25 protein-coding genes are annotated in these 24,115 nt (G+C 61.3%); 9 read left to right on the top strand and 16 right to left on the bottom strand.

The window, feature by feature from the left end; genetic code table 11:
* Position 1 precedes the first annotated feature (1 nt).
* Together GTF44_RS07480 and GTF44_RS07475 are read left to right on the top strand one after the other, a co-directional pair.
* Positions 2-784: an SDR family oxidoreductase gene (locus tag GTF44_RS07480; protein WP_171560481.1), complete on the top strand. Its 783-nt coding sequence runs from the start codon at positions 2-4 to the stop codon at positions 782-784.
* Between the two features lies 1 nt (position 785).
* Positions 786-1,502 carry an SDR family NAD(P)-dependent oxidoreductase gene (locus GTF44_RS07475; RefSeq protein WP_171560478.1) on the top strand — a complete coding sequence of 239 codons (717 nt, stop codon included), beginning with the start codon at positions 786-788 and terminating at the stop codon, positions 1,500-1,502.
* Between the two features lie 68 nt (positions 1,503-1,570).
* Here GTF44_RS07475 and gcvPB read toward each other — a convergent pair whose 3' ends face one another.
* From gcvPB to purC, 13 genes are all read right to left on the bottom strand, one after another.
* Positions 1,571-3,124: an aminomethyl-transferring glycine dehydrogenase subunit GcvPB gene (gcvPB, locus tag GTF44_RS07470; RefSeq protein WP_171560475.1), complete on the bottom strand. Its 1,554-nt coding sequence runs from the start codon at positions 3,122-3,124 to the stop codon at positions 1,571-1,573.
* A gap of 1 nt (position 3,125) precedes the next feature.
* Positions 3,126-4,511 carry an aminomethyl-transferring glycine dehydrogenase subunit GcvPA gene (gene gcvPA, locus GTF44_RS07465; RefSeq protein ID WP_171560473.1) on the bottom strand — a complete coding sequence of 462 codons (1,386 nt, stop codon included), beginning with the start codon at positions 4,509-4,511 and terminating at the stop codon, positions 3,126-3,128.
* 33 nt (positions 4,512-4,544) lie between these two features.
* Positions 4,545-5,666: an ATP-NAD kinase family protein gene (locus GTF44_RS07460; RefSeq protein ID WP_171560470.1), complete on the bottom strand. Its 1,122-nt coding sequence runs from the start codon at positions 5,664-5,666 to the stop codon at positions 4,545-4,547.
* A 125-nt stretch (positions 5,667-5,791) separates the two neighbouring features.
* Positions 5,792-6,781, bottom strand: coding sequence for a TRAP transporter substrate-binding protein (locus GTF44_RS07455; RefSeq protein WP_171560467.1), 990 nt, complete (start codon positions 6,779-6,781; stop codon positions 5,792-5,794).
* Between the two features lie 31 nt (positions 6,782-6,812).
* A complete protein-coding gene (locus GTF44_RS07450) occupies positions 6,813-8,084 on the bottom strand; it encodes a TRAP transporter large permease (RefSeq protein ID WP_171560465.1) in 1,272 nt (423 codons plus the stop codon).
* A gap of 4 nt (positions 8,085-8,088) precedes the next feature.
* On the bottom strand, positions 8,089-8,616 hold the full coding sequence (locus GTF44_RS07445; protein WP_171560462.1) for a TRAP transporter small permease: 528 nt from the start codon (positions 8,614-8,616) through the stop codon (positions 8,089-8,091).
* A 226-nt stretch (positions 8,617-8,842) separates the two neighbouring features.
* On the bottom strand, positions 8,843-9,652 hold the full coding sequence (locus GTF44_RS07440; RefSeq protein ID WP_171560459.1) for an endonuclease/exonuclease/phosphatase family protein: 810 nt from the start codon (positions 9,650-9,652) through the stop codon (positions 8,843-8,845).
* A 231-nt stretch (positions 9,653-9,883) separates the two neighbouring features.
* Positions 9,884-11,200, bottom strand: a complete 1,317-nt coding sequence (locus GTF44_RS07435; protein ID WP_145209656.1) for a sigma-54 dependent transcriptional regulator — start codon at positions 11,198-11,200, stop codon at positions 9,884-9,886.
* Positions 11,201-11,218: 18 nt separating this feature from the next.
* Positions 11,219-12,913: an ATP-binding protein gene (locus tag GTF44_RS07430; protein ID WP_253261330.1), complete on the bottom strand. Its 1,695-nt coding sequence runs from the start codon at positions 12,911-12,913 to the stop codon at positions 11,219-11,221.
* A 135-nt stretch (positions 12,914-13,048) separates the two neighbouring features.
* Complete coding sequence (gene purQ / locus GTF44_RS07425; RefSeq protein WP_171560457.1) at positions 13,049-13,717, bottom strand: phosphoribosylformylglycinamidine synthase subunit PurQ; 669 nt, start codon at positions 13,715-13,717, stop codon at positions 13,049-13,051.
* Between the two features lie 16 nt (positions 13,718-13,733).
* Entirely contained in the window at positions 13,734-14,777 is a 1,044-nt protein-coding gene (locus GTF44_RS07420; protein WP_171560454.1) for a zinc-dependent alcohol dehydrogenase family protein, read from the bottom strand.
* On the bottom strand, positions 14,777-15,007 hold the full coding sequence (gene purS, locus GTF44_RS07415; protein ID WP_171560451.1) for a phosphoribosylformylglycinamidine synthase subunit PurS: 231 nt from the start codon (positions 15,005-15,007) through the stop codon (positions 14,777-14,779). The genes GTF44_RS07420 and purS overlap by 1 nt, the downstream gene beginning before the upstream one ends.
* Positions 15,008-15,068: 61 nt before the next feature.
* Entirely contained in the window at positions 15,069-15,830 is a 762-nt protein-coding gene (purC, locus tag GTF44_RS07410) for a phosphoribosylaminoimidazolesuccinocarboxamide synthase (RefSeq protein ID WP_171560449.1), read from the bottom strand.
* 169 nt (positions 15,831-15,999) lie between these two features.
* On the opposite strand from purC, the gene GTF44_RS07405 reads away from it, so the two are divergent.
* Positions 16,000-16,314 (top strand): DUF1476 domain-containing protein, encoded by a 315-nt coding sequence (locus tag GTF44_RS07405; protein ID WP_171560446.1) that lies wholly within the window; start codon positions 16,000-16,002, stop codon positions 16,312-16,314.
* 183 nt (positions 16,315-16,497) lie between these two features.
* Positions 16,498-17,514, top strand: coding sequence for a betaine--homocysteine S-methyltransferase (gene bmt, locus GTF44_RS07400; protein ID WP_171560444.1), 1,017 nt, complete (start codon positions 16,498-16,500; stop codon positions 17,512-17,514).
* A 129-nt stretch (positions 17,515-17,643) separates the two neighbouring features.
* Here bmt and GTF44_RS07395 read toward each other — a convergent pair whose 3' ends face one another.
* Entirely contained in the window at positions 17,644-18,726 is a 1,083-nt protein-coding gene (locus tag GTF44_RS07395; RefSeq protein ID WP_171560441.1) for a PA0069 family radical SAM protein, read from the bottom strand.
* A 149-nt stretch (positions 18,727-18,875) separates the two neighbouring features.
* Between GTF44_RS07395 and GTF44_RS07390 the strand changes: the two genes are divergently transcribed.
* The 4 genes from GTF44_RS07390 (at position 18,876) to GTF44_RS07375 (ending at position 21,947) form a co-directional block, all read left to right on the top strand.
* Complete coding sequence (locus GTF44_RS07390) at positions 18,876-19,583, top strand: corrinoid protein (RefSeq protein WP_145209686.1); 708 nt, start codon at positions 18,876-18,878, stop codon at positions 19,581-19,583.
* Between the two features lie 112 nt (positions 19,584-19,695).
* The gene (locus tag GTF44_RS07385; protein WP_171560438.1) at positions 19,696-20,430 is read left to right on the top strand and encodes a metallophosphoesterase family protein; all 735 of its coding nucleotides are present in this window, start codon (positions 19,696-19,698) and stop codon (positions 20,428-20,430) included.
* A 15-nt stretch (positions 20,431-20,445) separates the two neighbouring features.
* Positions 20,446-21,315, top strand: coding sequence for an EamA family transporter (locus GTF44_RS07380; RefSeq protein ID WP_171560435.1), 870 nt, complete (start codon positions 20,446-20,448; stop codon positions 21,313-21,315).
* Positions 21,315-21,947: a DUF1638 domain-containing protein gene (locus GTF44_RS07375; RefSeq protein WP_171560433.1), complete on the top strand. Its 633-nt coding sequence runs from the start codon at positions 21,315-21,317 to the stop codon at positions 21,945-21,947. Before GTF44_RS07380 ends, GTF44_RS07375 begins: the two co-directional genes overlap by 1 nt.
* Here the strand turns inward: GTF44_RS07375 and GTF44_RS07370 are convergent.
* Positions 21,944-22,375: a SufE family protein gene (locus tag GTF44_RS07370; RefSeq protein ID WP_145209698.1), complete on the bottom strand. Its 432-nt coding sequence runs from the start codon at positions 22,373-22,375 to the stop codon at positions 21,944-21,946. The genes GTF44_RS07375 and GTF44_RS07370 overlap by 4 nt on opposite strands.
* Positions 22,376-22,492: 117 nt before the next feature.
* On the opposite strand from GTF44_RS07370, the gene GTF44_RS07365 reads away from it, so the two are divergent.
* Positions 22,493-22,939 (top strand): hypothetical protein, encoded by a 447-nt coding sequence (locus GTF44_RS07365; RefSeq protein WP_171560430.1) that lies wholly within the window; start codon positions 22,493-22,495, stop codon positions 22,937-22,939.
* On the opposite strand, the gene rnd is transcribed toward GTF44_RS07365, so the two are convergent.
* Positions 22,936-24,096 carry a ribonuclease D gene (rnd, locus tag GTF44_RS07360; protein WP_171560427.1) on the bottom strand — a complete coding sequence of 387 codons (1,161 nt, stop codon included), beginning with the start codon at positions 24,094-24,096 and terminating at the stop codon, positions 22,936-22,938. The genes GTF44_RS07365 and rnd overlap by 4 nt on opposite strands.
* Between the last annotated feature and the right edge of the window lie 19 nt (positions 24,097-24,115).

Raw genomic sequence — 24,115 nt, 5'->3', positions numbered from 1 at the left:
CATGGATTTGGGACTAACCGGACGCACCGCCATTGTCAGCGCCGCGAGCAAAGGCCTCGGCAAAGCCTGCGCCTTTTCTCTCGCGCGGGAGGGGGTGAATTTGGTTCTAAACGCGCGCTCCGCCGACGCGCTTGAGGCCACTGCCGAAGAAATCCGCACTGAGACCGGTGTCTCGGTGACCACCATCGCCGCCGATTATAACACCGACGAGGGCCGCGCCGCGGTTCTGGAGGCCGCGCCAGTCGCCGATATTCTGGTCTCGAACCCAGGCGTTCGGCAGATCCCCGGCGATTTCAATGAATGGGACAAGGCCGAGTGGCTGCATTGGCTGGACGTGCATTTCCTGTCCTCCATTCAGATGATCCAGAGCGTGCTTCCGGGCATGCGCGCCCGGAAATTCGGTCGGATCGTCAATATCTCGGTCAGCTTCATCAAATTCCCGCAGCAGAACTTCGCCCATTCCCATGCGGCGCGTCTAGCACTTTCGGGCGCGATCGCTTCCATCGTACGGGATTGCGCGCCTGATAATGTGACGATCAACACGGTCTGCCCCGGTTTTTTTGACACCGATGCGCTGCACACCAACCTGCACAACCACGCCCGCCGTGGGAACACCACCTATGAGGCGATTGTGGAAAACCGGCTGCAAAGTGTGCCTGCCGGTCGGTTCGCCGATCCCAAAGAATGTGGCGATCTGGTAACCTTCCTCTGCTCCGATCAGGCCGGTTTTATCCTGGGTCAGAACATCATCAATGATGGCGGCGTCTATCAGGGGCTGTTCTAAGATGGCGGACCCACGCATCGTCATGGTCTCCGGCGGCACCCGAGGTTTGGGGGCCGCCATTGTCACCCGATGTTTGGAGGCCGGCCACCGAGTGTCCGTGGGCGCCAGACGGCCCGAAACCCTGGCCGAGGCGTTTCCAGATGCGCCGTCAGACCGGTTGCAAGCCTTCTCCTACGACGCCGAGGCACCAGAGACGGCCCCCGCATGGGTCGCCGCGACCGAAGCGGCCTTTGGTGCGCCGGACGCTTTGGTGAACAATGCGGGCATTCTGAAGATGGTGGATTTCACCCGCGGCGGGGAAGACGAGCTGGATCAGCTCTGGCAGGTGAATGTCAAAGGCCCGTTTCATCTGATCCGGGCCGCGCTGCCACATCTGAAAGCCTCCGGACGTGGGCGTGTGGTCAACATCGCCTCGACCGACGCCAAACGCTATCGCGATGCCACAACGTCGCTTGGCTATGTGATGACAAAACAGGCGCTGCTCGCGATGACCCATGCCGTGCGCTTTGCCGGATGGGAAGAGGGCCTGCGCGGCACCGCGATCTGCCCCGGCGCGATCGATACCGAGATGATTTCGGGCATTCCGGGTGTGACGCCCAAGCCAGAACGCCTGCAGCCCGAAACGGTGGCGGAGATTGTGGCGATGGTCCTGGCCCTGCCCAACCAGGCCAGCATCCCAGAGATCGTCGCCAACACGAGGTTGGAGAGCACAATCTAGCCAACCCGTTATCTGAATGACCAAGGCGCCCCGGTTTGGGGCGCCTTTTTTGCTCCGGAATGGGAGGATTACTCGGCCGCAACAGGCCGATGTTTCCGCAGATAGGCGCGCCAGGTCGTCGCCCATTTCTCCGGGTCCTCCATCCCCTCACCTTTTAGCTGATGGATCGCGCCTTTATGTGGCGCGGTTTTCACCATCTCGGGGTCTTCATAGGCCTCCTTGATCACCTGGCCCATGACGTCGATCCAATAATCGATATCTTCTTTCGACCAGAGCTCCCCCGCCTCGGGCGTGAAGGGCTCGGCCACCAGCCAGGGTTCATGGCTGAGCCAGAGCGCGTCGATCCCGTAATCCGTCATCCGGTTCGAGATATCGACCACGGTGCAGCCAGTGTCTTTCGTCACCTGTTCAAGCGAGTGGCGCGTCATCTCCATGCGCCAGGCATCGATATGCGGGTTGGAGCGGCTGACACCCGGCAATTCGCCCAAGCGCTTATCCATGTAGTTATTCGCCAGAACCGAGATATCCGCCGCCTCGCGCAAGCCTTCGGCCCCCATAGCGCGCGCCCAAGCATAGGCTTTGACCACTTGCGGCGCATTGCCCCAAAACTCGCGGATCTTGCCAATCGAGTCCGGGCGATCCTCGTCCAGCGCGAACCCCTCCCCGGATTTCACCACCAGCGGTGATGGCAGGAACGGCACCAGATGCTCGGCGCAGCCATAGGCCCCAACGGCCGGCCCACCGCCACCCTTCGGCGCGCCGAAGGTCTTATGCAGCATGTACATGCATGCATCGAAACCCAATTCGCGGGCGCGGAGCCGAGTCATCACGCCGTTGAAATTCGCGTGGTCATAGAAACAGAGGCCACCGGCCTCATGCACCAGGCGCACCCATTCCTTAATGTCCGGGTTATAGATACCCATATCGTCAGGGTTGTTGACCATCAGCGCCGCCGTGCGCGGGCCGATCACCGATTTCAACTGCTCCACCGAGGGGTAGCCGTTTTCCTCAAGCGTCAGCGTGATCACCTCGAACCCGGCGGTATTTGCCGTCGCGGGCGAACAGGGATGGGTCTGGATCGTGGTGATGATCTGGTCCCGCTGCTCTAACTCACCCCGACTGGCATGATAAGCGCGCGTGACGCAGGCATGGGTATAGGCCGCATCGGCCCCGCCGCCCGCCTGGAACACGAACTGATCCATGCCCGACAACTCACACAGGATCTCGTTGAAATTGCTGTAGATCTCCAAAACCCCTTGCAGAGTGTCGGGATGCTGCAACGGATGCACCTTGGCCAGATGATCCGCGGCCACAGCCTGTTCGCCAATCCGCGGGTTGTATTTCATCGTGCAGGTGCCGAAGAGCGAGACGCCCATCATGCCAAGCGTCATTTGGCTGAGATGCAGGTAATGGCGCAGCACGTCATGCTCCGTCATCTCCGGTAGAACGGGCGGCACGGCGCGCAGCGCGCCCTCGGGCAGGTCTGGCACCGGCCCAGCCTCGGGAAAGACAGCGCCACGGCGGCCTAGATGGCCAAGTTCCATCACAACGGGTTCGGCCCAACGGGCGGCATGATAGCCTTTGAACCGGGCGTCGGAACGGTTTGAGATTGGGGCAGTCATATCAGATACACTCCTTCAGCGCGGCGACGAGCCGGTCGATGTCATCCTCGGTATGCACTTCGGTCACGCAGTAGAGCGCGGCCGGGCCGCCGATGCCCGGCTCTCCGGTGATGTCCTTGCCGCCAAAGATGCCACGCTCCCGCAGCTTGGCGTTGACGGTGTCCACATCGGCGGTGTCGAACTGAACCACGAACTCCTTGAAAAACGGCTGGCTCAGGTCGACCGAACAGCCCGGGATCGCATTGATCTTCTCCGCCGCAGCCCGCGCGCGCGACAGGATCAAGCGGCCAATCTCGGCAAAGCCGGCGGGGCCCATCGCGGCCATATAGGCGGCATTGGCCAGCGCCCAGAGATAGACCGAATTGCCCGTCCAATCCTTGCCCTCATCCCGCATCCCGTAGGAAGACTGATGGAAAAGCGTCAGGCCAAAGCCCAACTCGCCCTCGGCAATGGTCTCGGCAATCGTGATGTTCAGCGTCGGATATTCGCGGGCGTAACGCTCCTCATCCGGGCTGGCGATAAATCCACCCACCCCGCCACCGGCATTCATATGCACGCCCAACGGCTGCGTCGGGCCAACGGCGATGGTCGCGCCATAAGCCCCAGGGGCTTCCAGCACGCCAAGCGACAACGGGTCCACGCCGACAATCGCCTCGGCACCCACGCCGCGCGCCGCCGCGCAGAGCCCGGCGGGATCGGCCTCAATCACGCCATGATAGGACGGCGTTTCGACATAGAGCGCCGCGACACTGTCATCCAGTTTCGCCGCCAAATCCGCGCGGTCCAGGCACCCATCGGCACCAACCGCAACCACGACAATCTCGATATGGCGCGCCATCTCGGGAGGTTCGCAATAATTCCGCAGGACTGAGAGACGTTCGGGATCCATCACCGCCGGGATCAGCACTTTACGCCGCCCAGTAATCCGCGCCGCCATACGCACCGCATGGCCGATGGCGCAGCCCCAGGAATAGACCGGCAGCCCGACGAAATCCATTTCGACCAAGGCGCCGATTTGCGAGCAAAACTCGAACCAGGCTTGGTTCCGGCCATGGTCCGATGTGGGCGAACCGAAGACCGAGGTTTGCCATTCATAGCGGCCCGCAACTTCGTCACAGATCGCTGGCACGTGATGCGGCCAAGCCCCCGCTCCGAGGAAACACAGATTGTCCGCAGTGGTCCCATTCTTCGACAAAACGTCGGTCAAATGCCGCGACAGCGCGACCTCGGAATCCAATTGTGGCGGCAGGTTAAAAGGCTTGCCATAGAGATGATCCTCAGGGATCTGCTGGAACAGCGTGTCGATCTCATTGACGCCAAGCGCGGCCATCATCTCTTGCTTCACATCGTCGACGGAGTTCGCCATCCATGGATGGGCTTTGGTCATATCCTCATCTCCATTCTATCCTGTTGGTGTCTGTCATGCGGCCACCCGGACGACCTGTCGCCGCCCTGGCCCTGTGATAATTTGGCGAAACCCGCTGAGCGCTTGGTCCAGTTCGGCGTCGCCAGTGTCGACGGCCAACTCTTGGGGGTTGAGCGCCGCGAGTTTCGAGGCGGGGCAAAGGATATCGAGCGCGTCTTGACCAACCGCTGCGATCACGCGCGGCGAGATCTGCTGATTACCCCGGCCCAGCAAGAACCCCTGCCCGCCGATCACGGTCAACACGATCCGGGCCGCCGCGACGGTCTTCAGAAGCGCTAGGATCGCGGCCTCGCTCAAGTCGCGCGCGATGATCTCGCCATCCAACGCGGCATCCACCCCAAGCAATGTGCCGCCGCCCAGACGATCCTTCAGCGCCGCCATCGTCATGCCCGGCCCGATCAGGTAAAGCGTGCCCGCTGTCATATGCGCGGCATAGCGGGCCAAGGCTGCGTCAATCTCGGCCAGCCCGTCACTGCCGCTTCCGGCTTTCGCGCCTTGATGGGCTCTGGGCCCAACAGGCGTGTCCGCGACCCCATAGAGCTGCGCGACAAGGCGGCCTTCGCGGCGGGCGGCCTCGTCGATATCCAGAATATCGGCGGGCTCGACGGCCCTCTGCGGGTCTCGCAAAAATGCCGCGGCCACTTGCCCAGCGCGTTCCGGCGTCCGGGCGAAGACACTGGATTGCATCTTGACCCCGGCAGGCAGCCCCAAGATGGGGACCGCTGCGATATTGGCGGCGGCCACATCTCGCGCGGTGCCATCGCCACCGGCAAACAAGATCAGCCCCACGCGGTCTTGCATCGCTGTTACAAGAGCAATCGTGTCCTCAGCGGTTCCCGTCGGGTGGATTGGTATGCATTCGGCGTCCCCCGCGATGGCCGCACCAAGAGCCCCCGGCCCTGTCACAACGACACCGCCCCCATCCCGCCGAAATGCCTGTAGCGCGCGGGCCGCGCGGGCCTCGGCCTTTGGCTCGGCACCAGCGGCCAAAGCCTCGGCCACAATCTCGGCGCCATCGGTGCCTTTCAAAGCCACGGCGCCGCCAAGCCCGGCAAAGGGGTTCACGATCAGCCCGAGCACAGCGGGGCGATCGGAGGGCTGAGACCGCTCATTCATTTTCGGACTTTTGTTCGCATATTGGAACAATGCCAGCCTTCCCCTGCCCCGGCAACAGAAAATGCCAGTGATCGGATGAAGAACGGGCGCCAGAGATCTGACGCCCGTCCGGATCGCTTAATGGCTCAGTTGCCGGTCGCGGCCTGGATCTGCTCCAGATAGCTCTGCGCCTCGGGGTAATCGGCGAGGATCACGTCCCAGGACGTGCGCGCGGCCTCCATGAATGGGGCGAGATCGGGCTCGATCACGGCCACGCCGCTTTCACGGACCGTTTCCAACCCGGCATCCGCCAGTTCGCGGTGAGCGGCGATGCCCACGGCGATCGCATCATCGGCAGCGGTCTGCACCATCTCTTGCAGATCGGCGGGCAACCCTTCCCAAAACGCGTTCGACAAGACAAAAATCGTCGTCGATTGATGCGCACGGGTCATCGTGTAGCTGTTGACGACCTCATAGAACCGGTCGGCCACAATCGCATCCGGCGAGATTTCCAATGCGTCCACGACGCTGTTCTGGATCGCCATAAAGAGCTCGCCATAAGACATCGGCGTCGGCTGTGTGCCCATCGCATTGTAAGCTTCAACAAATCCCGGGGTCGGCAGAACGCGGATTTTCAGGCCCTGCATATCCTCGATGGTTTCGACCCGGTGCGGATCGCGCGAGGCCACGCTGCGCTCGTAGATCGAGCCGAAGCCAAGCCCATACATGCCGTAATCGCCAAGCAGGTCGAGCATTTCGCGCCCGATCTCGCTTTGCAGCACTTCATAGGCCTGGTCCTGGCCCTCAAACACATAGGGCAGCGACAAGACGCGATAGGCGGATACCACGGTTTCGAGCGACGAGCCGCCGACAAAGCCGCCAGTCAGAATGCCGGTGCGCATCGACTGGATGGCGCGGGTCTCATTGCCCGCCTGGCCACAACACTGCACCTCAACCGCGATACGACCCTCGCTGCGCTCTTCGATCAGGCGTTCGAACTCGTTCAGCGTCACCTGATACGGGCTCGCATCGCTCAGCACATGGGCCAGCACCATCTCATATTCTTGCGCCTGTACGGCGCCAACGTTCAGCACACCGGCGGCAAGCGCGGCGGCAAATGTCGATCTTAGGGTCATGTTTGACCTCCTCCAAACTGTTGGTTTTGATTTATCGGAGCAGCGCGAGCGAGATGCCCGGGATGTAGGTGATGACCATCAGGTTCGCGATCAGAACCATCAGGAAGATCGCCAGCGGCCGCATCAGCTGCTCCATAGTGACGCGCGCAATGCCGCAAGCGATAAAGAGATTGACCCCAACCGGCGGTGTCACCATGCCAACCGCCAGATTGACAATCATGATCAGCCCGAAATGGGTCGGGTCGATGCCATAGCTCATGGCGATTGGAGATAGGATCGGCGCCAAGATAATGATCGCCGCGAAAGTCTCCATGAACATGCCGACGATCAGCAGGAACAGATTGACCAACAACAGGAAGATCAGCGGGTTTTCGGTGACCGTCGTAAGAAGCTGACCCAGCTCTTGCGGCACCCGCAACAGATGCAGCGCAAAGGCGAACATCGCGGCAAACGCCACAATGATCATGACAACCGACGAGGTGACAGCGGCCCCGGCAAACAAACGCGGCAGATCGCGGATCGGAATTTGCCGATAGACAAAGACACCTAAGATCAAGGCATAGACCACCGCCACCACGGCGGCCTCGGTCGCGGTAAAGATGCCGCCGAAAATCCCGCCCAGGATGATGATCGGCAGAAACAGCGACAAGGACGCGCGTCTGAGCGCACGGCCCACATCCGCGGCCCAAGGGCCAAGGTGAAACGGCTGCCGCTCACCATATCCCCGGATCCACGAGATCATAATCACGGTCAGCATCAACGACCCCGCGATCATCAAACCAGGGAGGAACCCGGCGATGAACATATCGGTGATCGACACGCCAGTGATCACGCCATAGATCACCATCGCGACAGACGGCGGGATGATCACCCCAAGCTCGCCAGAGGCGGCAGTGGTCGCCGCGCTGAACGGGCGTGGATAGCGTTGTTTCTCCATTTCCGGGATCAGCATCGAGCCGATTGCAGCAGCCGTCGCGGCGGAAGATCCAGAGATCGTGGCGAACATCATTGAGGTCAAAACGACCGCTGCGGCCAAGCCACCTCTGATCCAGCTCACGATCGCTTTAGCGAAATCCACGAGGCGCTCCGCGATCCCGCCGAACTGCATCAGCCGGCCCGCCAGCACATAAAGCGGCAGCGCCATCAACGCGAAACTATCGAGCGACTCGAAGACGACTTGGGGCACCGCGATCAACGGAATGCTGCGGTCCAAAAGCGTGGGCACCGACGCCATGCCGAGGGCCAAGGCGACCGGCACGCTGGCGGCGAACAAGAGAAGCAGTATTATGAATATAGCGAACATTGGTTCACATTTCTGGCGCGTGATCGGCGACGTAACGAATGTCGCGCCCCTCGCGAACCGTTTCGATGACCAAGGCTATCGAGTTCAAAATCATCAACCCCATCCCGATCGGCATCGCCCAATAGACAAGGTCTTTTCGGATCCCCATCACCGGGCTCGTTTCGGTCTGCCCAAGCATGACAAACTGATGCCCAACCCAGATCAGCATGGCGAAAAACACCACGCTCAGCGCCATGACCCCATAGCGCAGCGTGACGCCCAACCGGTCCGGCACCGCGCGGACGACGAACTCTAAGGAAATCATGCGCGCGTGGCGCACACCGACGGCCGCACCCAGAAAAACCATCCAAATCAATGCATAACGGGCGAGCTCTTCGGTCCACGGCGCGCTGATATTGATGCCCAACGCCGTCAGAACAAAGCGCACCAGCACTTGGAAGAACACAGCGACAGCCACCATCATCAGCAAGCCGCCAACGGCCAGGGTCACGACCTTATTGACCCCATCAATCCCACGCAAAAAACTTTGCAAGACGCCTCCCCCGCGAACTCGTTTTCGTGATCCGCCATCGCCGCCCGCCGGGCGGGACGCCGCATCACGCAGGGCTACCGCCCGCTCCATACCGGACGATGTCGCCGGTTTCTTACAGTCTGGCGGGAATCAGATTTGTTCGCAATACAAATTTTTGTTCGCATAACGAACAAATCACAATTGTACGGTGTCCCTGTCGCCCAAGCTCAGGGGAGGACGCGATGGATCAGAGGGAAAAATCGAGAAGGAGCGGTCGGTGATCCGACACTTCCGGCCGATCCGGCACAGAAAACATGTCGATCTTGATGTCGGGGCTGATAAGAAGATAATCGGCGAACCGCCCGGGTTTGGAATAGAGGCTGGTGCGAGTATCTGTGACGCCGTGGTCAATAATGAGGTTCTTGAGCCCAAGTTGCGCCCATATCTCAAAGGTCCGGCTATCCGGTTGCAAGTTGAAGTCGCCCGCCAGGATTAGCGGCTCTTCTGGCTGACGAAACGCGAGAACGGCATCCAACGCGGCTCGGGCCTGCGCCGCACGGGCCGGAATATCCCCCTTGCCGGAGGGGTCGCGGAGCCCATGAAAATGCGCAAACACCACTTGCCCGCCGCTCGCCGGGTTACAGACGCGCATGATCTGCATCGTGCGCGACACTGGCTCAGGCCCCCACCCATTAGGGCGGAATTGGCCATGAACGAAACCTTGCCACTGCTCGGTCACCGCAAGATGGCGTGCGACCCAAACCGCCTGCCCATGTTCCGAAGCGAAGCCTTCGCCTGCGTCGTCATGGAGCATGCCCCGGGTTGCCGGCGCAAAATACGCTTGGTGGTCGGGCAAAAGCGCGGAGATATCGCCGAAAAGGTCGGCGCGCTGATCCAAGTCGCGGTTCGGGTCGACATAGCGCAACCAAGCTGGCGACGGGACTGGCGCACGTGTCACCTCTTGCAGACAGAGGATATCCGGTGCCACCTCCGGCACCCAATCTTGCAGCGCCGGCCAAACCTGGCCACCCCAAGCATTCAAACTGACAAAACGCATTGATCCCTCGGGAAAAAGCCAGACGATCGGACCCGGATGGTGCGCTCGGCAAATCCGGACGACGAGACGCTTATATCGGCCACTCTTGGCGGCGCATAGGGCTACAGAGGTTCGACATTTCACCCAACCGCATCGGCCAAATACTGGCAACAAAGCACACAGAGGCCGAGCGATCCAAATACGTCGCTCGGCTCCTTAATCCGTGTCGCTTACAGGGCTACAAGGCGTCGATCAAAGATAGTCCGACCGGCTCAACCCGTATTTGGCCATCTTCTCGTTGAGCGTCCGGCGCGGCAGGCAGAGCTCTTCCATCACGCTCGCGATTGAGCCGCGATGACGGCGCATCGTGTTATCGATCAACATCCGCTCGAAGGCTTCCACATATTCCTTTAGCGGCTTGCCCTCGCCCACGGCTTGCGGGCTGATCTCGGCATTGTCGCTCATCAGAAGCGACGCGATGGTGCCTGATCCGCGGCGCTGCTGCAGGATTGCGCGTTCGGCGATGTTTATCAGTTGCCGCACATTGCCGGGCCATGGCGCTTGCAGAAGCTGGGCCGCCTCTTGCGCCGTCACCTCTGGCGCATCCGTGCCATATTCCTCGGCGAACTGCTCCCCAAACCGGTTGAACAGGGTCAGGATATCTTCGCCCCGCTGCCGAAGCGGCGGCAAGTCGATCCGCATGGCAGCCAAGCGATAGAAGAGATCGGGGCGCAGAGCCGCCTCGCACCCCTCGGGCTCTGCGGCATTGCAAATCGCCACAATCCGCGTCTCGGCGGGCGTGCCTTGGTCATTGATCGACGTCAGAAGCCGGGCCTGAAGCGCCTGCGGCAGTGACTCGATATCCTCCAAGACCAGCGACCCGCCGCGCGCCTGTTCGATCAACGGCAGGTCTTGCCCGTCGCCAACCGGGCCGAAGAGCATCGTCGTCAGGGTCTCTTCGTCATGGGCCGCACAGCTTACCGGCACGAAGCTTTTGCCAGCCCGTGGCCCGACCGCATGCAAAGCATGGGCAACCAGCGTCTTGCCGGTCCCGGTCTCGCCGGTGATCAGCACATGGCCGTCAGCCTGGCCGAGGTCGAGAATATCCTCCCGAAGCCGCTCCATCACCGGCGAGGAGCCGATAAGCTTGCGCATCAAGACCGTGCCGTCGGACAGCTCACGACGAAGCGCCCGGTTGTCGAGCGTCAACCGGCGCGTCTGGCTGGCGCGCTTGGCAAGCTCCGTCATCCGGTCCGGGTTGAACGGTTTCTCCAGGAAGTCATAAGCGCCAATTCGCATCGCCTCGACCGCCATGGGCACATCGCCATGGCCGGTGATCATGATGACCGGCAGGCCGCTATCCATGCCCATCAGACGCTTCAAAAACGCCATCCCATCCATGCCGGGCATTTTGATGTCGCTCACCACCACACCCGGAAAATCCGGCCCAATCCCTTTCAGCGCATCCTCGGCGCTGGCAAAGGTCTCGGTGTCAAATCCGCTCAGCGCCAACCACTGGCTGATCGACTGGCGCATATCCTGTTCGTCATCGACAATCGCAATCTTCATGGCGTCGTCCTTTATTGCTCACTCGGCGGCGGCGGTGGCGGACCGATGCAAGATCGGCAGGCGCATCTCGAACACGGCGCCTCCCTTGGCACCGTTGCGTGCGGTCAGTCGTCCGCCCAGGTCATTTATGATCCCCGAAGAGATCGCCAGCCCCAGGCCCACCCCGTCGCCGGGTTTCTTGGTTGTGTAGAATGGCTCGAACAAAGCATCGAGATCGTCAATCCCCCTGCCGCTGTCGCGGACGGTCAAAACCGCCTCTTCTCCGCCGGCGACAATCAGGTCCAACTCGCGGTTCTCCTCGGCCTTCATCGCATCAAGAGCGTTGCGCAAGAGATTGATAATGACCTGTTCCAGGCGCAGCCGGTCGGCCAGCACCATGACCGGCTTGCGCGGCAGGTTCTGGGTGATCTCCACCGTCATCTGCCGAAGTTGCGGCTCCATCATCGTCAAGCCGCCGGTCAGCGCCTCGCGCAGATCGACCGGCTCGAAGGCCTCGCCGCCCTTCCTGGCATAGCTTTTCAGCTGCCGCGTGATCGCGCCCATCCGCTCGATCAGATCATCGATCCGCTGGAAGGAACTGAGCGCCTCTTCCGGCCTCCGACGCTGCAGCAAAAGCTTGGCGCCCGCCAGATAGGTTTTCATCGCCGCAAGCGGTTGGTTCAACTCGTGACTGACGGCGGCCGACATCTCGCCCAAGGCGGCCAATTTCTGGCTTTGCGCCAAGCTCTGTTCCGCCTCTTCAAGCGTCCGTTCGACCTTCTGACGCTCGGCGATTTCCCGCCCGAGCCTATCGTTCAACCGGCGAAGCTCTGCCGATTCCCGTTGAAAAATCGCGCTTTGCAACCGAGCCCGACGGCTCAACACATAGAACGCCCCCGCCAGGAGCAGCGCGAATCCCATGATCTGGAGCGCCAGAACGCCATTCACCCGCTCACGAACCGAGGCATAGGCGGTGAAGGATGTAAGCTGCCATCCTCGAAATGGAATCCGGGTTTCCAGGCGGATCGTGGCATCGCCGAAGAAATAGGGCGTCGGATCGCCAAAGGCCCAATCGCCGGTGGCCTCGATCGCCCGTTGGATGGCCGAAGGCGGCGAGCGAAGCGCGATCGCCTCGGCTTCGGTCCGGCCACGCCAGCGCGGCTCGGTCGACAGCATGATGCGGCCTTCTGAGTTGGCGACAAACACCGCTTCTGTCGTGCCGCGCCAGCGGTCTTCCAGTCGGGCCAGATTGACCTGCACCACAACCACGCCAAGCAACCGATTGTCATCGGTCACGCGCCGCGAGAAGGTGAAGTCAAACGCGCCGGTTTCGCGCTCTCTGGTGGTAAAAACCGTATCTGGCGAGCGCTGCGCCTGCACAAAAAAGGCTTCGTTGTTCAGAAGCTCACCCAACCGGTTCCGGTCCGTCGCCGCCACGATCCGCCCGTCCCGGTTGAGCAGGAACATCGATGCGGCGGCAATCTCTTCCCCATATGAGATCAGACGCTGAGATGTCGTGGTGAAATCACCCTGGTTCAGCGCGCGGATCAAAAGCGGATCGCGGCTGAGCAAAAGCGGCACAACCGAATTGCTCTGCAACTCCGAGACGATAGAGCCAGAGTAAAGCGCAAGCCGCAACTCGGCTCGGTTTCGCGTGGTCTCCGTAAACCGTTCGGTCAGCCAGATATTCGAAATCCAGATCACGGCCACAGCCACGGCCATGAACACTATCATCAGGCCGCGCAAAATCCAGGTGCGTTTCCGATCTGCCGCGCGCACGCTTGGCCGGTTCGTGGTGGTCAGGCTCATCCAGAGGAGAGTACGCGATGGACCCATCCCGCCTCAAGCCATCTTCGAGATGGAAGGCGTTTATGCGCTGACCAGCGCCTCACTGAGCGAGGCAAAGAGCGCGGCACCATCGGTTCCGCCATGGGCCGGATCGGAGCGCCGTTCAGGATGTGGCATCATGCCCAGAACCCGGCGGTTCTCCGACAGAATGCCCGCAATGTTGTCGGTCGACCCATTTGGAGCCTCAAGATAGCGAAACGCCACGCGATCCTCGCCTTGCAACCGCGCCAGGGTCTCTGGATCGACTTGGTAATTGCCCTCGTGATGCGCGATCGGGATGTCGATCTCGTCACCCTGTTTGTAGGCATTGGTGAAAGCGCTTTCGGTCGTCTCCACACGCAAGGTCACGGTTTTGCAGATGTATTTGACGCCCGCATTCTGCAAAAGCGCGCCGGGCAGAAGCCGGGTTTCGGTCAGGATTTGGAACCCGTTACAGACGCCGAAGACATAGCCGCCTCGCTCGGCATGGGTTTTGAGCGCGCCAGAGATCGGGGATTGTGCCGCGATAGCCCCGCAACGCAGGTAGTCGCCATAGGAAAACCCGCCGGGCACGCCCACAAGGTCGATGCCTTCGGGCAGGGATTGTTCTTTGTGCCAAACCATCTCGACCGAGAAGCCCGCCTCACGAAACGCCACTTCAAGGTCGCGGTCGCAATTTGAACCGGGGAAAACAAGAACAGCAGCGCGCATGAGGACAGTTCCTTCTTCAGCTCTGAAAATCGGTGATGACGGCCACGCCGGGCGGCGCGGGCGCATCGAACGCGGCCAACTCGGCCGAGACATTGGAAAGCGCCACATGGCGGGCGATCATCGGGCTGAGGTCGACATTCCCGCCCTCAATCAGCGACAGAAGCGAGGGGTAGCGCCAAGCCGGCATCCCGCGCGTGCCATAGATCGCAAATTGCCCGGAATAAACCGCATCCCATGGCAGAGTCATCGCCGCATGGTCGCCTGCGGGCATGCCCACCTGCACCATCCGGCCCAGTTTCTTCAACGACAGCATGGCGTTCCGGGTCGTCACTTCGACGCCAAGCGCTTCGACCGCCAGATCCGCGCCGCCGCCGGTCACGTCGCGCAGGGCTTGCACGGCGTCCGGTTCCCGGGCGTCAATCACCGCATCGGCCCCCAGGCCGGTCGCATAGGTCAACTTCTCCGGCACCACATCGGCGACCACAACCCGGGCCCCGATGGCTTTGCCAAGGATCAGCGCCGCCGTTCCAATCCCGCCACCGCCCCAAACGGCCAACCATTCACCGGGGCGCAGCGCCGCCCGCCCGGTCAGCGCATGCCAGGCCGTCGTGACGCCACAGCCAAAGGCCGCGGCCAGAGCCGGGTCCATACCCTCGGGCAGGCGTGTTAGGTTCGTGTCTGCAAACGGCACCGCAATCCGCTCGGCAAAGGCGCCATCTTGGGTGAAGCCAGGCACGGCTTGGCGGGCACAGATCGTCTGATGCCCGGCCTGACAATCCGGGCAGGCGCCGCAGGCCAGAATGAACGGTGCGATGACTCGATCCCCAGGTGTCCACGCCGTCACATTGGCACCGGTTTCGATCACTTGACCGCAAAACTCATGCCCAGGGATCATTGGCAAGATCACATCGGGGTCGGCCCCGGACCATGCATGCCAGTCTGATCGGCAAATGCCGCAGGCCAGGACCTCCAGCACGACGCCATCGCGCGGGCAGTCCGGGTCCGGCACCTGGCCAATCTCCAAAGGCTGGCGCCAGCCGGTGAGCCGCGCCGCCCGCATCAGCCGATTTCCACCCGGTAGCTTTCGATCACCGTATTGGCGAGCAGCTTTTCGCACATCTCGGTAACTTGCGCCTCGGTCGTGCCCTCGGCCAGGTCCAACTCGATCAGCTTGCCCTGCCGCACGCCGGCAACACCGTCAAAGCCCAAGGCGCCCAACGCATGGCGCACGGCCTCCCCCTGCGGGTCCAAGACGCCCTGTTTCAACATCACGGTCACGGTTGCGCGCATCGGCCCTGCCCCTCTTTCCCCAAATCGCAAAAGCTACATCCGGCGACCCGGTGCAGCGGTCTTAGTTGATCAGCGTCGGCTTGGTCACCGGCGTCGTGTTGGTTGGCATCACGCCCAGACGTTTGGCCACCTCGGTATAGGCATCGGCCAAATCGCCCAGATCGCGGCGGAACACATCTTTGTCGAATTTCTGACCCGTCTCCATATCCCAGAGGCGGCAGCTATCGGGGCTGATCTCATCGGCGACGATCAGGCGCATATAGTCGCCATCCCAAATCCGCCCGATCTCGATCTTGAAATCCACCAGCTTGATGCCGACCCCCAACATCAGGCCCGACAGGAAATCATTCACCCTAAGCGCAAGCGAGACCATGTCGTCCAGGTCCTGCTGACCAGCCCAACCAAAGGCAATCGCATGCTCTTCACTGACCAGGGGATCACCCAAATCATCGTCTTTGTAATAAAATTCGACTATCGGGCGGGGCAGCGGCGTGCCCTCTTCAATCCCCAAACGCTTTGAGATTGACCCGGCGGCCACGTTGCGCACCACCACTTCCAGCGGAATGATTTCCACCGCACGGATCAACTGCTCCCGCATATTGATGCGGCGAATAAAATGGGTTGGCACGCCAATCCCGTTCAGGCCCGTCATGAAAAATTCGCTGAGACGGTTGTTCAGAACGCCTTTGCCATCAATCACATCGCGCTTTTCGGCATTGAAGGCGGTCGCGTCATCTTTGAAATACTGCACCAGCGTGCCGGGTTCCGGGCCTTCATAGAGAATTTTGGCCTTGCCCTCATAGACCAATTTGCGCCGTGCCATAATGTCTCCGTGAACCGGGTAGAGGACCCTGCCCCCGCATGGTCCTGGAATTTAGCCGGGCTATAGGCCATTGGGCGCTCTGTCGCAAGGCGGATGGACCATAACCGCTTGCGGGGCCGCGCCCACCCGGCATAATGGAGGCAACGGAATTCCTAAGTGGAGATCAGACATGACCACCTTCGATGATCGCGAACACGCGTTCGAAGCCAAATTCGCACATGACGCCGAGATGAATTTCAAGGCCGAAGCGCGGCGCAACAAGCTGATGGGGCTCTGGGTGGCCGACATTCTGGGCAAAACCGGTGACGACGCCGACGCCTATGCCGCAGAGGTGGTTAAGGCCGATTTCGAAGAGGCCGGCCATGAGGATGTGATGCGCAAGCTGATGGGCGATCTGGGCGATCGCGTGGCCGAGGATGACCTGCGCACCAAATATGCGGAGCTTCTGGCAGTCGCCAAAGGCCAGTTGATGGACGAAGCCTAAGATTGGACATCCCTGCCGGTCAGGTGGTTGCGACTTTGAGAAGCCCCGGGAAGATTTGCCCGGGGCTTTTGATTTGCCGCACCGGCAAATCGGACTCATAACCTTTATGCGCCGAATGGGCTTGCGAAACAGGCGTCAAACGGCCATGTCGGCGGTGCTTGCAAGAAGAAAGACCCCTGGACGATGACAGATGCACTTTCGCGGCTTTTGGCCGAACGGGACTGGCTTTTGGCCGATGGCGCGACAGGCACCACGCTGTTTAACATGGGGCTACAATCCGGCGATGCGCCGGAGCTTTGGAATGTAGATCATCCAAATCGGATTGTGACGCTCTATTCCGGGGCGGTGAACGCGGGCAGCGATCTGTTTTTGACGAATTCCTTCGGCGGGACGCGGGCACGACTGAAACTGCATGATGCGCAGGACCGGGCGTTTGAGTTGAACAAAGCCGCCGCAGAGATCGGCCGCGAGGTGGCCGACAAGGCGGGGCGGACGGTGATTGTCGCGGGCTCGATGGGGCCAACCGGCGAGATCATGGCACCGATGGGCGCGCTGACCCATGAGGCCGCGGTGGAGATGTTCCACGAGCAGGCCGAGGGGCTCAAAGCCGGGGGCGCCGATGTGCTCTGGGTCGAGACGATCAGCGCGGCAGAGGAATACAAAGCCGCCGCCGAGGCTGCGAAACTGGCCGACATGCCTTGGTGTGGGACGATGAGCTTCGACACCGCGGGCCGCACGATGATGGGCCTGACTTCGGCGGCGATGTCGGAAATGGTCGAGCGGTTGGATCACAAGCCGCTGGCCTATGGCGCCAATTGCGGCGTGGGCGCGTCGGATCTGCTGCGCACGGTCCTGGGCTTCCGCGCCTCGGGCAATGAGCGGCCCGTGGTCGCCAAAGGCAATGCGGGGATTCCGAAATATGTCGATGGGCATATTCACTATGATGGCACGCCGGATCTGATGGCGCGTTATGCGGTCCTGGCCCGCGATGCCGGTGCGACGATCATCGGCGGGTGTTGCGGGACGCAACCTGATCACCTGAAAAAGATGCGTGAGGCACTTGAAAAAACGCCGAAATCCTCCGCGCCGACTTTGGAAACCATCGCGGCCGATCTGGGTGGGTTTTCCTCTGACAGCGACGGCACCGATGGCGCTGGCCCAACCCGCGCGCGCGCCAGCCGGCGCCGGACGCGCGGATAAATAGGCAGGCCGTGCATGCGCTTTCCCCTGGCCAGATATCGTTTTCCGCACGGAAAACGGACCGGAAAACATGCGTTTTCCGGCGCGGAATTTTCCAAAATTCCGGCGCCGCCGCGCGCCGTGAGACGGTCAGAAGAGGTTCAGTTGATCTCCAGCTTTGGCTGGCGGCTGGAACAGATCGGTCCTCAATGGCGGCAATCGTGCGTCCAACCCAAGAGCCCGGCGCGCGCGTACAAATCGCTTTTGGATCAGATCGGCATAGAGCCCCTCCCCCGTCATCCGCTTGCCCCAATCGCTTTCATAATCCCGCCCGCCATGCATATGGCGGATTTTCTCCATCACGCGATTGATCCGCGCCGGGTAATGCTCCGCCAACCAGTCGCGCCAGAGCGGCGCGACCTCACGCGGCAGCCGCAGCGCAATGGATGTCGCGGCCACAGCCCCCGCATCCCGCGCAGCCCGCAAAATCGCCTCAACCTCATGATCCGTCAGGCCCGGCACGATGGGGGAGACCATCACACGGACCGGGCACCCCGCCTTGCTCAGCGTTTCGATCGCCCGCAATCGGCGCGCCGGAGACGGCACGCGGGGCTCCATCTTGCGCGCCAAATCGGCGTCGAGCGTTGTCACAGACACCCCAACCCGGGCCAACCCCGCCTGCCCCATCGCGCCCAGAATATCCGCATCGCGTTCCACCAGCGTGCCTTTGGTCACCACCCCCACCGGATGTTGAAACGCTTGCAACACCTCCAGAATGCCCCGCATCAGCCGTCGGTCTTTCTCAATCGGCTGATACGGATCGGTATTGGTGCCAATCGCAATCACCTTGGGCCGATAGCGCGGGTTGCGCAGCTCCGCCTCCAAAAGCGTGAGCGCATTGGGCTTCGCCGTCAGCCGGGTTTCGAAATCCAATCCCGGCGACAGGCCCAGATAGGCGTGGCTCGGGCGCGCAAAACAATAAACACACCCATGTTCGCAGCCGCGATACGGGTTGATCGAGCGATCAAACGGAATATCCGGGCTGGTATTACGGGTGATGATGGTCTTCGCGACCTCTTCGCGCACCTCGGTGCGGAGCGGCGGCAGCGGCTCATCGATCTCCCAACCGTCGGAAAACCCCACTCTTTCAAACCGCTCAAACCGCCCGCTCCTGTTGCTGGCCACACCCCGCCCCTTACGGCGCTCGGGCGGAAGATTTGCGTCGGTTTCCATGCCGCCAAACTAGAACGAAAAGAGAACATGTGCAAGGATTGGTCGGTTGCGACGCGTCCTCTGTCGCAATCCAGCGCGTTATTTCGCGGCCTATCCTTAGCTAATAACTCAAACGCGAACAGCACACCCAATAGAGGGAGAGCCTAATCATGTCCGATGAAGAAGACGATATCATCCTTGCCGATCTGGATGATGATGAGCTTGTCCAACAGATGTTCGACGACCTCTATGATGGTCTGAAAGAAGAGATCGAAGAGGGTGTGAACATCCTGCTCGAACGGAAATGGGAGCCGTATCGCATCCTAACCGAAGCACTGGTGGGCGGTATGACCATCGTCGGCAACGACTTCCGTGACGGGATTCTCTTCGTCCCCGAAGTGCTCTTGGCCGCTAACGCGATGAAGGGTGGTATGGCGATCCTGAAACCGCTTCTGGCCGAAACCGGCGCGCCGCGTGTCGGCAAGATGGTGATCGGGACGGTCAAAGGCGACATTCACGATATTGGCAAGAACCTCGTTTCGATGATGATGGAAGGTGCCGGGTTCGAAGTGGTCGATCTGGGCATCAACAACGCTGTCGAGAGCTATCTCGAAGCCCTCGAGAACGAGTCGCCCGACATCCTCGGCATGTCCGCGCTTTTGACGACGACCATGCCCTATATGAAGGTGGTGATCGACACCCTGGCCGAAAAAGGCCTGCGCGATGACTACATCGTTCTGGTCGGCGGCGCGCCGTTGAACGAAGAGTTTGGCAAAGCGATCGGCGCGGACGCTTATTGCCGCGATGCCGCCGTGGCCGTGGAAACCGCCAAGGAATGGATGGCGCGCAAGCATAATCAACTGGCCGCCAACGCCTGAACGCCCCGCACAATCAGATGCAGCGAAAAGGCGGGCCAAGGCTCGCCTTTTTTCTTTTGACCCAGTGGCCTCTGGTCTTGCGCCTGCGCCCATATCCCGGTTTGCTCTCACCATGATCAGCTATGCAATCGGAGACATTCACGGCCATCTGGACAAGCTCCGGGTCGCGCATGATCTGATTGCGGAAGACAGGGCGCGTTACGGGACAGAAGATGCGCCCGTGATCCATGTGGGCGACCTTGTTGATCGCGGCCCCGATAGCGCCGGTGTCGTGGAATTCCTTCGAGCTGCGGAACAGACGGATCCGCGCGTGGTTGTTTTGCTCGGGAATCATGACCGGCTGCTGAGCTGGTTTCTTGAACCGAAACGCCGCGACGATCCGCGGCTGCGCGTTGGTTTGACCTATCTGAGCCCGTCGATGGGCGGGATGACCACGCTCGCTTCTTACGGCGTTGACCCCTCGCTGGCTGAACCCGATCTGCACCAAGCCGCCCGCCGCGCCGTGCCGGAGGCGCATCGCGCGTTTTTGGCGGCCCGACCGCTCTCTCACCGCGTCGGCGACTGCCTGTTTGTACACGCCGGCATCCGGCCCGGTATCCCGCTGGCAGAGCAGACCGAGGAAGACTTGGTGTGGATCCGCGACGAATTCATGACAGATACGCGCGATCACGGGCCCCTGATTGTCCATGGTCACACGCCCGTGGATCAGGTTGAACATCACGGCAACCGCGTGAACCTGGATAGCAGTGTCGCTTATGGCGGGCCGCTCTCCGCGGTGGTCATCGAAGGACGCGATGTTTACCTCCTGACCCCATCCGGCCGTGTGCCGGTGCCGGTTTTGCGATGACATGGAGGAGTGCCCATGCCGCCCCGTGACCTGCTCTTGGTCGCTGTGGTGATCCTCGCCTGGGGCTCGAACTTCACAGCGATGAAACTGGCGCTCGATGAGTTGCCACCGTTTCTTTTTGTGGGCCTCCGCTTCTTGATCCTGTTGCCGCTCCTGGCGCTGCTGCCCCGCCCGCAAATCCCCTGGTGGAAGATCATCGCGGTCGGCGTCTTGATCAATATGGGGCAGTTTGCCTTTCTCTTCGCCGCAATGCGCGCCGATGTGACGGCCGGGTTGGCCTCGCTTCTGCTACAGGCGCAAGCGCCGCTGACCATTCTGCTGTCGGCCCTTTTCCTTGGTGAACGGGTGCGGGGCATCCAGGCGTTTGGCATCGCCGTGGCGGTTTTGGGATTGGTGATTTTCGGCCTGGGCGCGGGCGGGAACCTGACCCAAATTGGTCTCGCCTTGGTGCTCTGCGGTGCACTCTGTTGGGCCTCGGGCAATCTGATCCTGAAAGGCTTGGGCGGCGTGGCCATGCTGCCGCTCTTTATCTGGGCGAGCTTGATCCCCCCCTTGCCGATGTTCGCCCTGTCATTTGCCGTGGAAGGGCCGGACCCAGTCGCGACCATCGCCACCCTAAGCGCGGAGGGCTGGGCCGCCGTGATCTACGTGGCGTTGATCTCCACGGTTCTTGGCTATTCGCTCTGGGGCGCGCTTCTGGCTCGGCACAAGGCGGCGGATGTGACCCCTTTCGCGCTTTTAATTCCGGTGGTGGGCATCGGAACGGCCGCTTGGGTCCTGGGTGAGCGTCTGACAGCGGTTGAAATCCTCGGCGCGGTGGTGATCATGGTTGGGCTCGCCTTCTCGGTTCTCGGGCCGCGATGGCGCCAGACAAAGGAGGCCTGATGCGGCTGGATGATCAGAGCTTGACCGAAACCGGCCTCGCCCCTGAGGGCAAAGGTCAGGTGCTGCTTTTGGCCTGCGGCGCACTGGCCCGCGAAGTCTTGGCGCTGATCCGAGCCAATGGCTGGAGGCATCTGGACCTGCACTGCCTGCCAGCCAATCTACATAATCACCCAGAGAAAATTCCCGATGCGGTCGAGGCTGCGGTCACCACGCATCGCGCGGCGTATCAGCAGATCTTCGTGCTCTATGCCGATTGCGGCACCGGCGGCCTGTTGCAAGCACGTTGCGCAGCACTTGGCGTGGAGATGCTAGAAGGCCCGCATTGCTATAGCTTTTTTGAAGGAAATGAGGCTTTTGCGGAGCGAAGCGAAAGTGAAATCACCGCGTTTTATCTCACCGATTTCTTGGTCCGGCAATTCGACGCTTTTGTCACCAAGCCGCTTGGCCTGGATCGGCATCCTGAGCTGCGCGAGATGTATTTTGGGCATTACACGAAACTGGTCTATCAAGCCCAAACGGACAACCCAGAACTAACTGAAAAAGCAAAAGACTGCGCGGCATTCTTAAAGTTGGATTTTGAACGCCGCTTCACAGGTTATGGCGATCTAGAGGTCGCTTTGAAAACGCTCTAGGCCGCCGCAGCCGTCTCACCCGCCAAATCGCGGATGCGCTCCACCATGGCGCGGAGCCCGTTGGAGCGTTGCGATGACAGATGATCGTTCAGACCCAAACGGGCCAGTTCCCCACCGGCATCCACCTTCAAAACCTCATCAACGGTCAACCCCGAATAGAGCGCATGTAACACCGCGATCAAGCCGCGCACGATCATCGCATCGCTTTCGCCTTGAAACCGGAACACCGCGCCGGAACCCTGCCCGTCGATCTGCGGCAAGATCCAGACCTGGCTGGCGCAACCATCGACCTTGGTTGCCGGCACGCGAAACGCCTCGTCGAGCGGTGGCATGGCCTTTCCCAGCTCGATCACATGGCGATAGCGCTCTTCCCAGTCCTCCAGGAAGTCGAATGTCTCGGCAATCTCTTCAAACGCAGCGCTGGCCATCGGTGCCTCCTTCACTTGATCATGAGGTAAGGCCCGAGATGCGAAAGGTCCAGAGGCGCTTTTCAACGCGCCGTCAATGCGCTAGGCACAAAGCCAAGAAGACGCCGGAGGGGCACCATGACATTCCGTCTGCTGGTCACATTGACATTGATTCTGGGGGTTGCGGCCTGCTCGACCCGGCTGAACCCGTTCAATTGGTTCGGCAATGACCGCGAAGAACGCGTCGAAATCGTGGAAACGGTCACCGTTGTCGATCCACGGCCATTGGTCAGCCAAGTGATCAGCCTGAATGTCGACCCGCATCCGGGCGGCGCGATCATCCGTGCGATGGGGCTGCCGCCGCGCCAAGGCTACTGGGCCGCCGATCTGGTTGAAGTCGAGCGCGCCGAGGGCCGCTTGGTCTTTGAGTTCCGGGTGTTTGAACCGCCCGTTGCAACCCGCGAAGGGACACAGCGCTCGCGCGAGATTCTTGCGGGGACGGAGCTGAGCACGCAGGAATTAGACGGCGTCCGCACGATCGTGGTGCAGGCGCAAAGCAACCGGCGAAGTGTCAGCCGCCGCTAGACCGCGATGATTTTCACCTTCTGACCTTTGGCCGAAAGCGCAATCTCGCCGCGGGTTAGGCGCAATGCGTCCTCGCCAAACACCTCGCGCCGCCAGCCTTTCGACCAAAGCCCATCGTGATGACCCGCCGCGATATCGTCGAGATCGGCAGCTGAGGCGATCAGCTTCTGCGCCACGCCCGCCTCTTCCGCCTTGGCCTTCAGCAGCACCCGCAGAAGATCCGCCAATGCCGGGTTGAGGGCTGAGCGGTCTTTGCCCGCAGGTGGCGCGGGGAAGGTTTTTGGGTCCGCTGAGACGCCGCGCGCAATTGCAGCGATCAACCCCTCGGCCACATCACCGCGCCGCGCCTCGCGCAGCAGCAACCGAGATTTGCCCAAATCCTCGATGGTTTTCGGCTTGGACGAGGCAATCTCCATAAGCGCATCATCTTTGATCACCCGGTTGCGGGGGATATTGCGGCTTTGCGCATGGGTCTCGCGGAATGCCGCCAGTTCTTTCACAATCGCCAGGAACCGGCCGGAATTGCTCCGCAATTTCAGACGCCGCCAGGCGTTGTCTGGTGCCACAACATAGCTCGACGCGTCGGTCAGCGTGCGCAGCTCCTCCTCCATCCAGGCGGTGCGGCCCGAAGACTCAAGCTGCCCGGCCAGATGCTCATAGATCTGCCGCAGATGCGTGACATCGGCCAGTGCATAAGACTGCTGCGCATTGGACAATGGGCGGCGCGACCAATCGGTGAAGCGCGAGGATTTATCAACGCCACTTTTGGTGATCTTGCGCACCAGAGTTTCATACCCCACCTGGTCGCCATAGCCGCAGACCATGGCCGCCACTTGCGTGTCAAAAAGCGGGCTGGGCACCACGCCGCCCTCGACATGGAAGATCTCAAGATCCTGGCGCGCCGCATGGAACACCTTCACCACCGCCTCGTTGCGGAACAGGTCGTAAAGCGGCTCTAGCGATAGGCCATCGATCAGAGGATCGACCAAGACCGCATCCGCCTCGTCTTCCCCCGGCAGCGCCAGTTGCACCAGGCAAAGCTGCGCGAAATAGGTGCGCTCGCGGAGGAACTCTGTGTCGACGGTGATGTAGGGAACAGTGGCGGCGCGGGCGCAAAATGCGGCGAGCGCCTCGGTGGTGGTCAGGGTCTGGGGCAAACCGGGGTCTTTTCCTAAA

The organism is Roseobacter sp. HKCCD6576-2, assembly GCF_013179285.1.
GTDB classification, from domain to species: domain Bacteria; phylum Pseudomonadota; class Alphaproteobacteria; order Rhodobacterales; family Rhodobacteraceae; genus Rhodophyticola; species Rhodophyticola oceani.
This window is presented reverse-complemented; position numbering and strand designations above follow the sequence as displayed.

Coding starts and splice junctions, on each gene's coding strand:
- GTF44_RS07480 (WP_171560481.1), top strand. CDS start 2: ATGGATTTGGGACTAACCGGACGCACCGCCATTGTCAGCGCCGCGAGC.
- GTF44_RS07475 (WP_171560478.1), top strand. CDS start 786: ATGGCGGACCCACGCATCGTCATGGTCTCCGGCGGCACCCGAGGTTTG.
- gcvPB (WP_171560475.1), bottom strand. CDS start 3,124: ATGACTGCCCCAATCTCAAACCGTTCCGACGCCCGGTTCAAAGGCTAT.
- gcvPA (WP_171560473.1), bottom strand. CDS start 4,511: ATGACCAAAGCCCATCCATGGATGGCGAACTCCGTCGACGATGTGAAG.
- GTF44_RS07460 (WP_171560470.1), bottom strand. CDS start 5,666: ATGAATGAGCGGTCTCAGCCCTCCGATCGCCCCGCTGTGCTCGGGCTG.
- GTF44_RS07455 (WP_171560467.1), bottom strand. CDS start 6,781: ATGACCCTAAGATCGACATTTGCCGCCGCGCTTGCCGCCGGTGTGCTG.
- GTF44_RS07450 (WP_171560465.1), bottom strand. CDS start 8,084: ATGTTCGCTATATTCATAATACTGCTTCTCTTGTTCGCCGCCAGCGTG.
- GTF44_RS07440 (WP_171560459.1), bottom strand. CDS start 9,652: ATGCGTTTTGTCAGTTTGAATGCTTGGGGTGGCCAGGTTTGGCCGGCG.
- GTF44_RS07435 (WP_145209656.1), bottom strand. CDS start 11,200: ATGAAGATTGCGATTGTCGATGACGAACAGGATATGCGCCAGTCGATC.
- GTF44_RS07430 (WP_253261330.1), bottom strand. CDS start 12,913: ATGATAGTGTTCATGGCCGTGGCTGTGGCCGTGATCTGGATTTCGAAT.
- purQ (WP_171560457.1), bottom strand. CDS start 13,717: ATGCGCGCTGCTGTTCTTGTTTTCCCCGGTTCAAATTGCGACCGCGAC.
- GTF44_RS07420 (WP_171560454.1), bottom strand. CDS start 14,777: ATGCGGGCGGCGCGGCTCACCGGCTGGCGCCAGCCTTTGGAGATTGGC.
- purS (WP_171560451.1), bottom strand. CDS start 15,007: ATGCGCGCAACCGTGACCGTGATGTTGAAACAGGGCGTCTTGGACCCG.
- purC (WP_171560449.1), bottom strand. CDS start 15,830: ATGGCACGGCGCAAATTGGTCTATGAGGGCAAGGCCAAAATTCTCTAT.
- GTF44_RS07405 (WP_171560446.1), top strand. CDS start 16,000: ATGACCACCTTCGATGATCGCGAACACGCGTTCGAAGCCAAATTCGCA.
- bmt (WP_171560444.1), top strand. CDS start 16,498: ATGACAGATGCACTTTCGCGGCTTTTGGCCGAACGGGACTGGCTTTTG.
- GTF44_RS07395 (WP_171560441.1), bottom strand. CDS start 18,726: ATGGAAACCGACGCAAATCTTCCGCCCGAGCGCCGTAAGGGGCGGGGT.
- GTF44_RS07390 (WP_145209686.1), top strand. CDS start 18,876: ATGTCCGATGAAGAAGACGATATCATCCTTGCCGATCTGGATGATGAT.
- GTF44_RS07385 (WP_171560438.1), top strand. CDS start 19,696: ATGATCAGCTATGCAATCGGAGACATTCACGGCCATCTGGACAAGCTC.
- GTF44_RS07380 (WP_171560435.1), top strand. CDS start 20,446: ATGCCGCCCCGTGACCTGCTCTTGGTCGCTGTGGTGATCCTCGCCTGG.
- GTF44_RS07375 (WP_171560433.1), top strand. CDS start 21,315: ATGCGGCTGGATGATCAGAGCTTGACCGAAACCGGCCTCGCCCCTGAG.
- GTF44_RS07370 (WP_145209698.1), bottom strand. CDS start 22,375: ATGGCCAGCGCTGCGTTTGAAGAGATTGCCGAGACATTCGACTTCCTG.
- GTF44_RS07365 (WP_171560430.1), top strand. CDS start 22,493: ATGACATTCCGTCTGCTGGTCACATTGACATTGATTCTGGGGGTTGCG.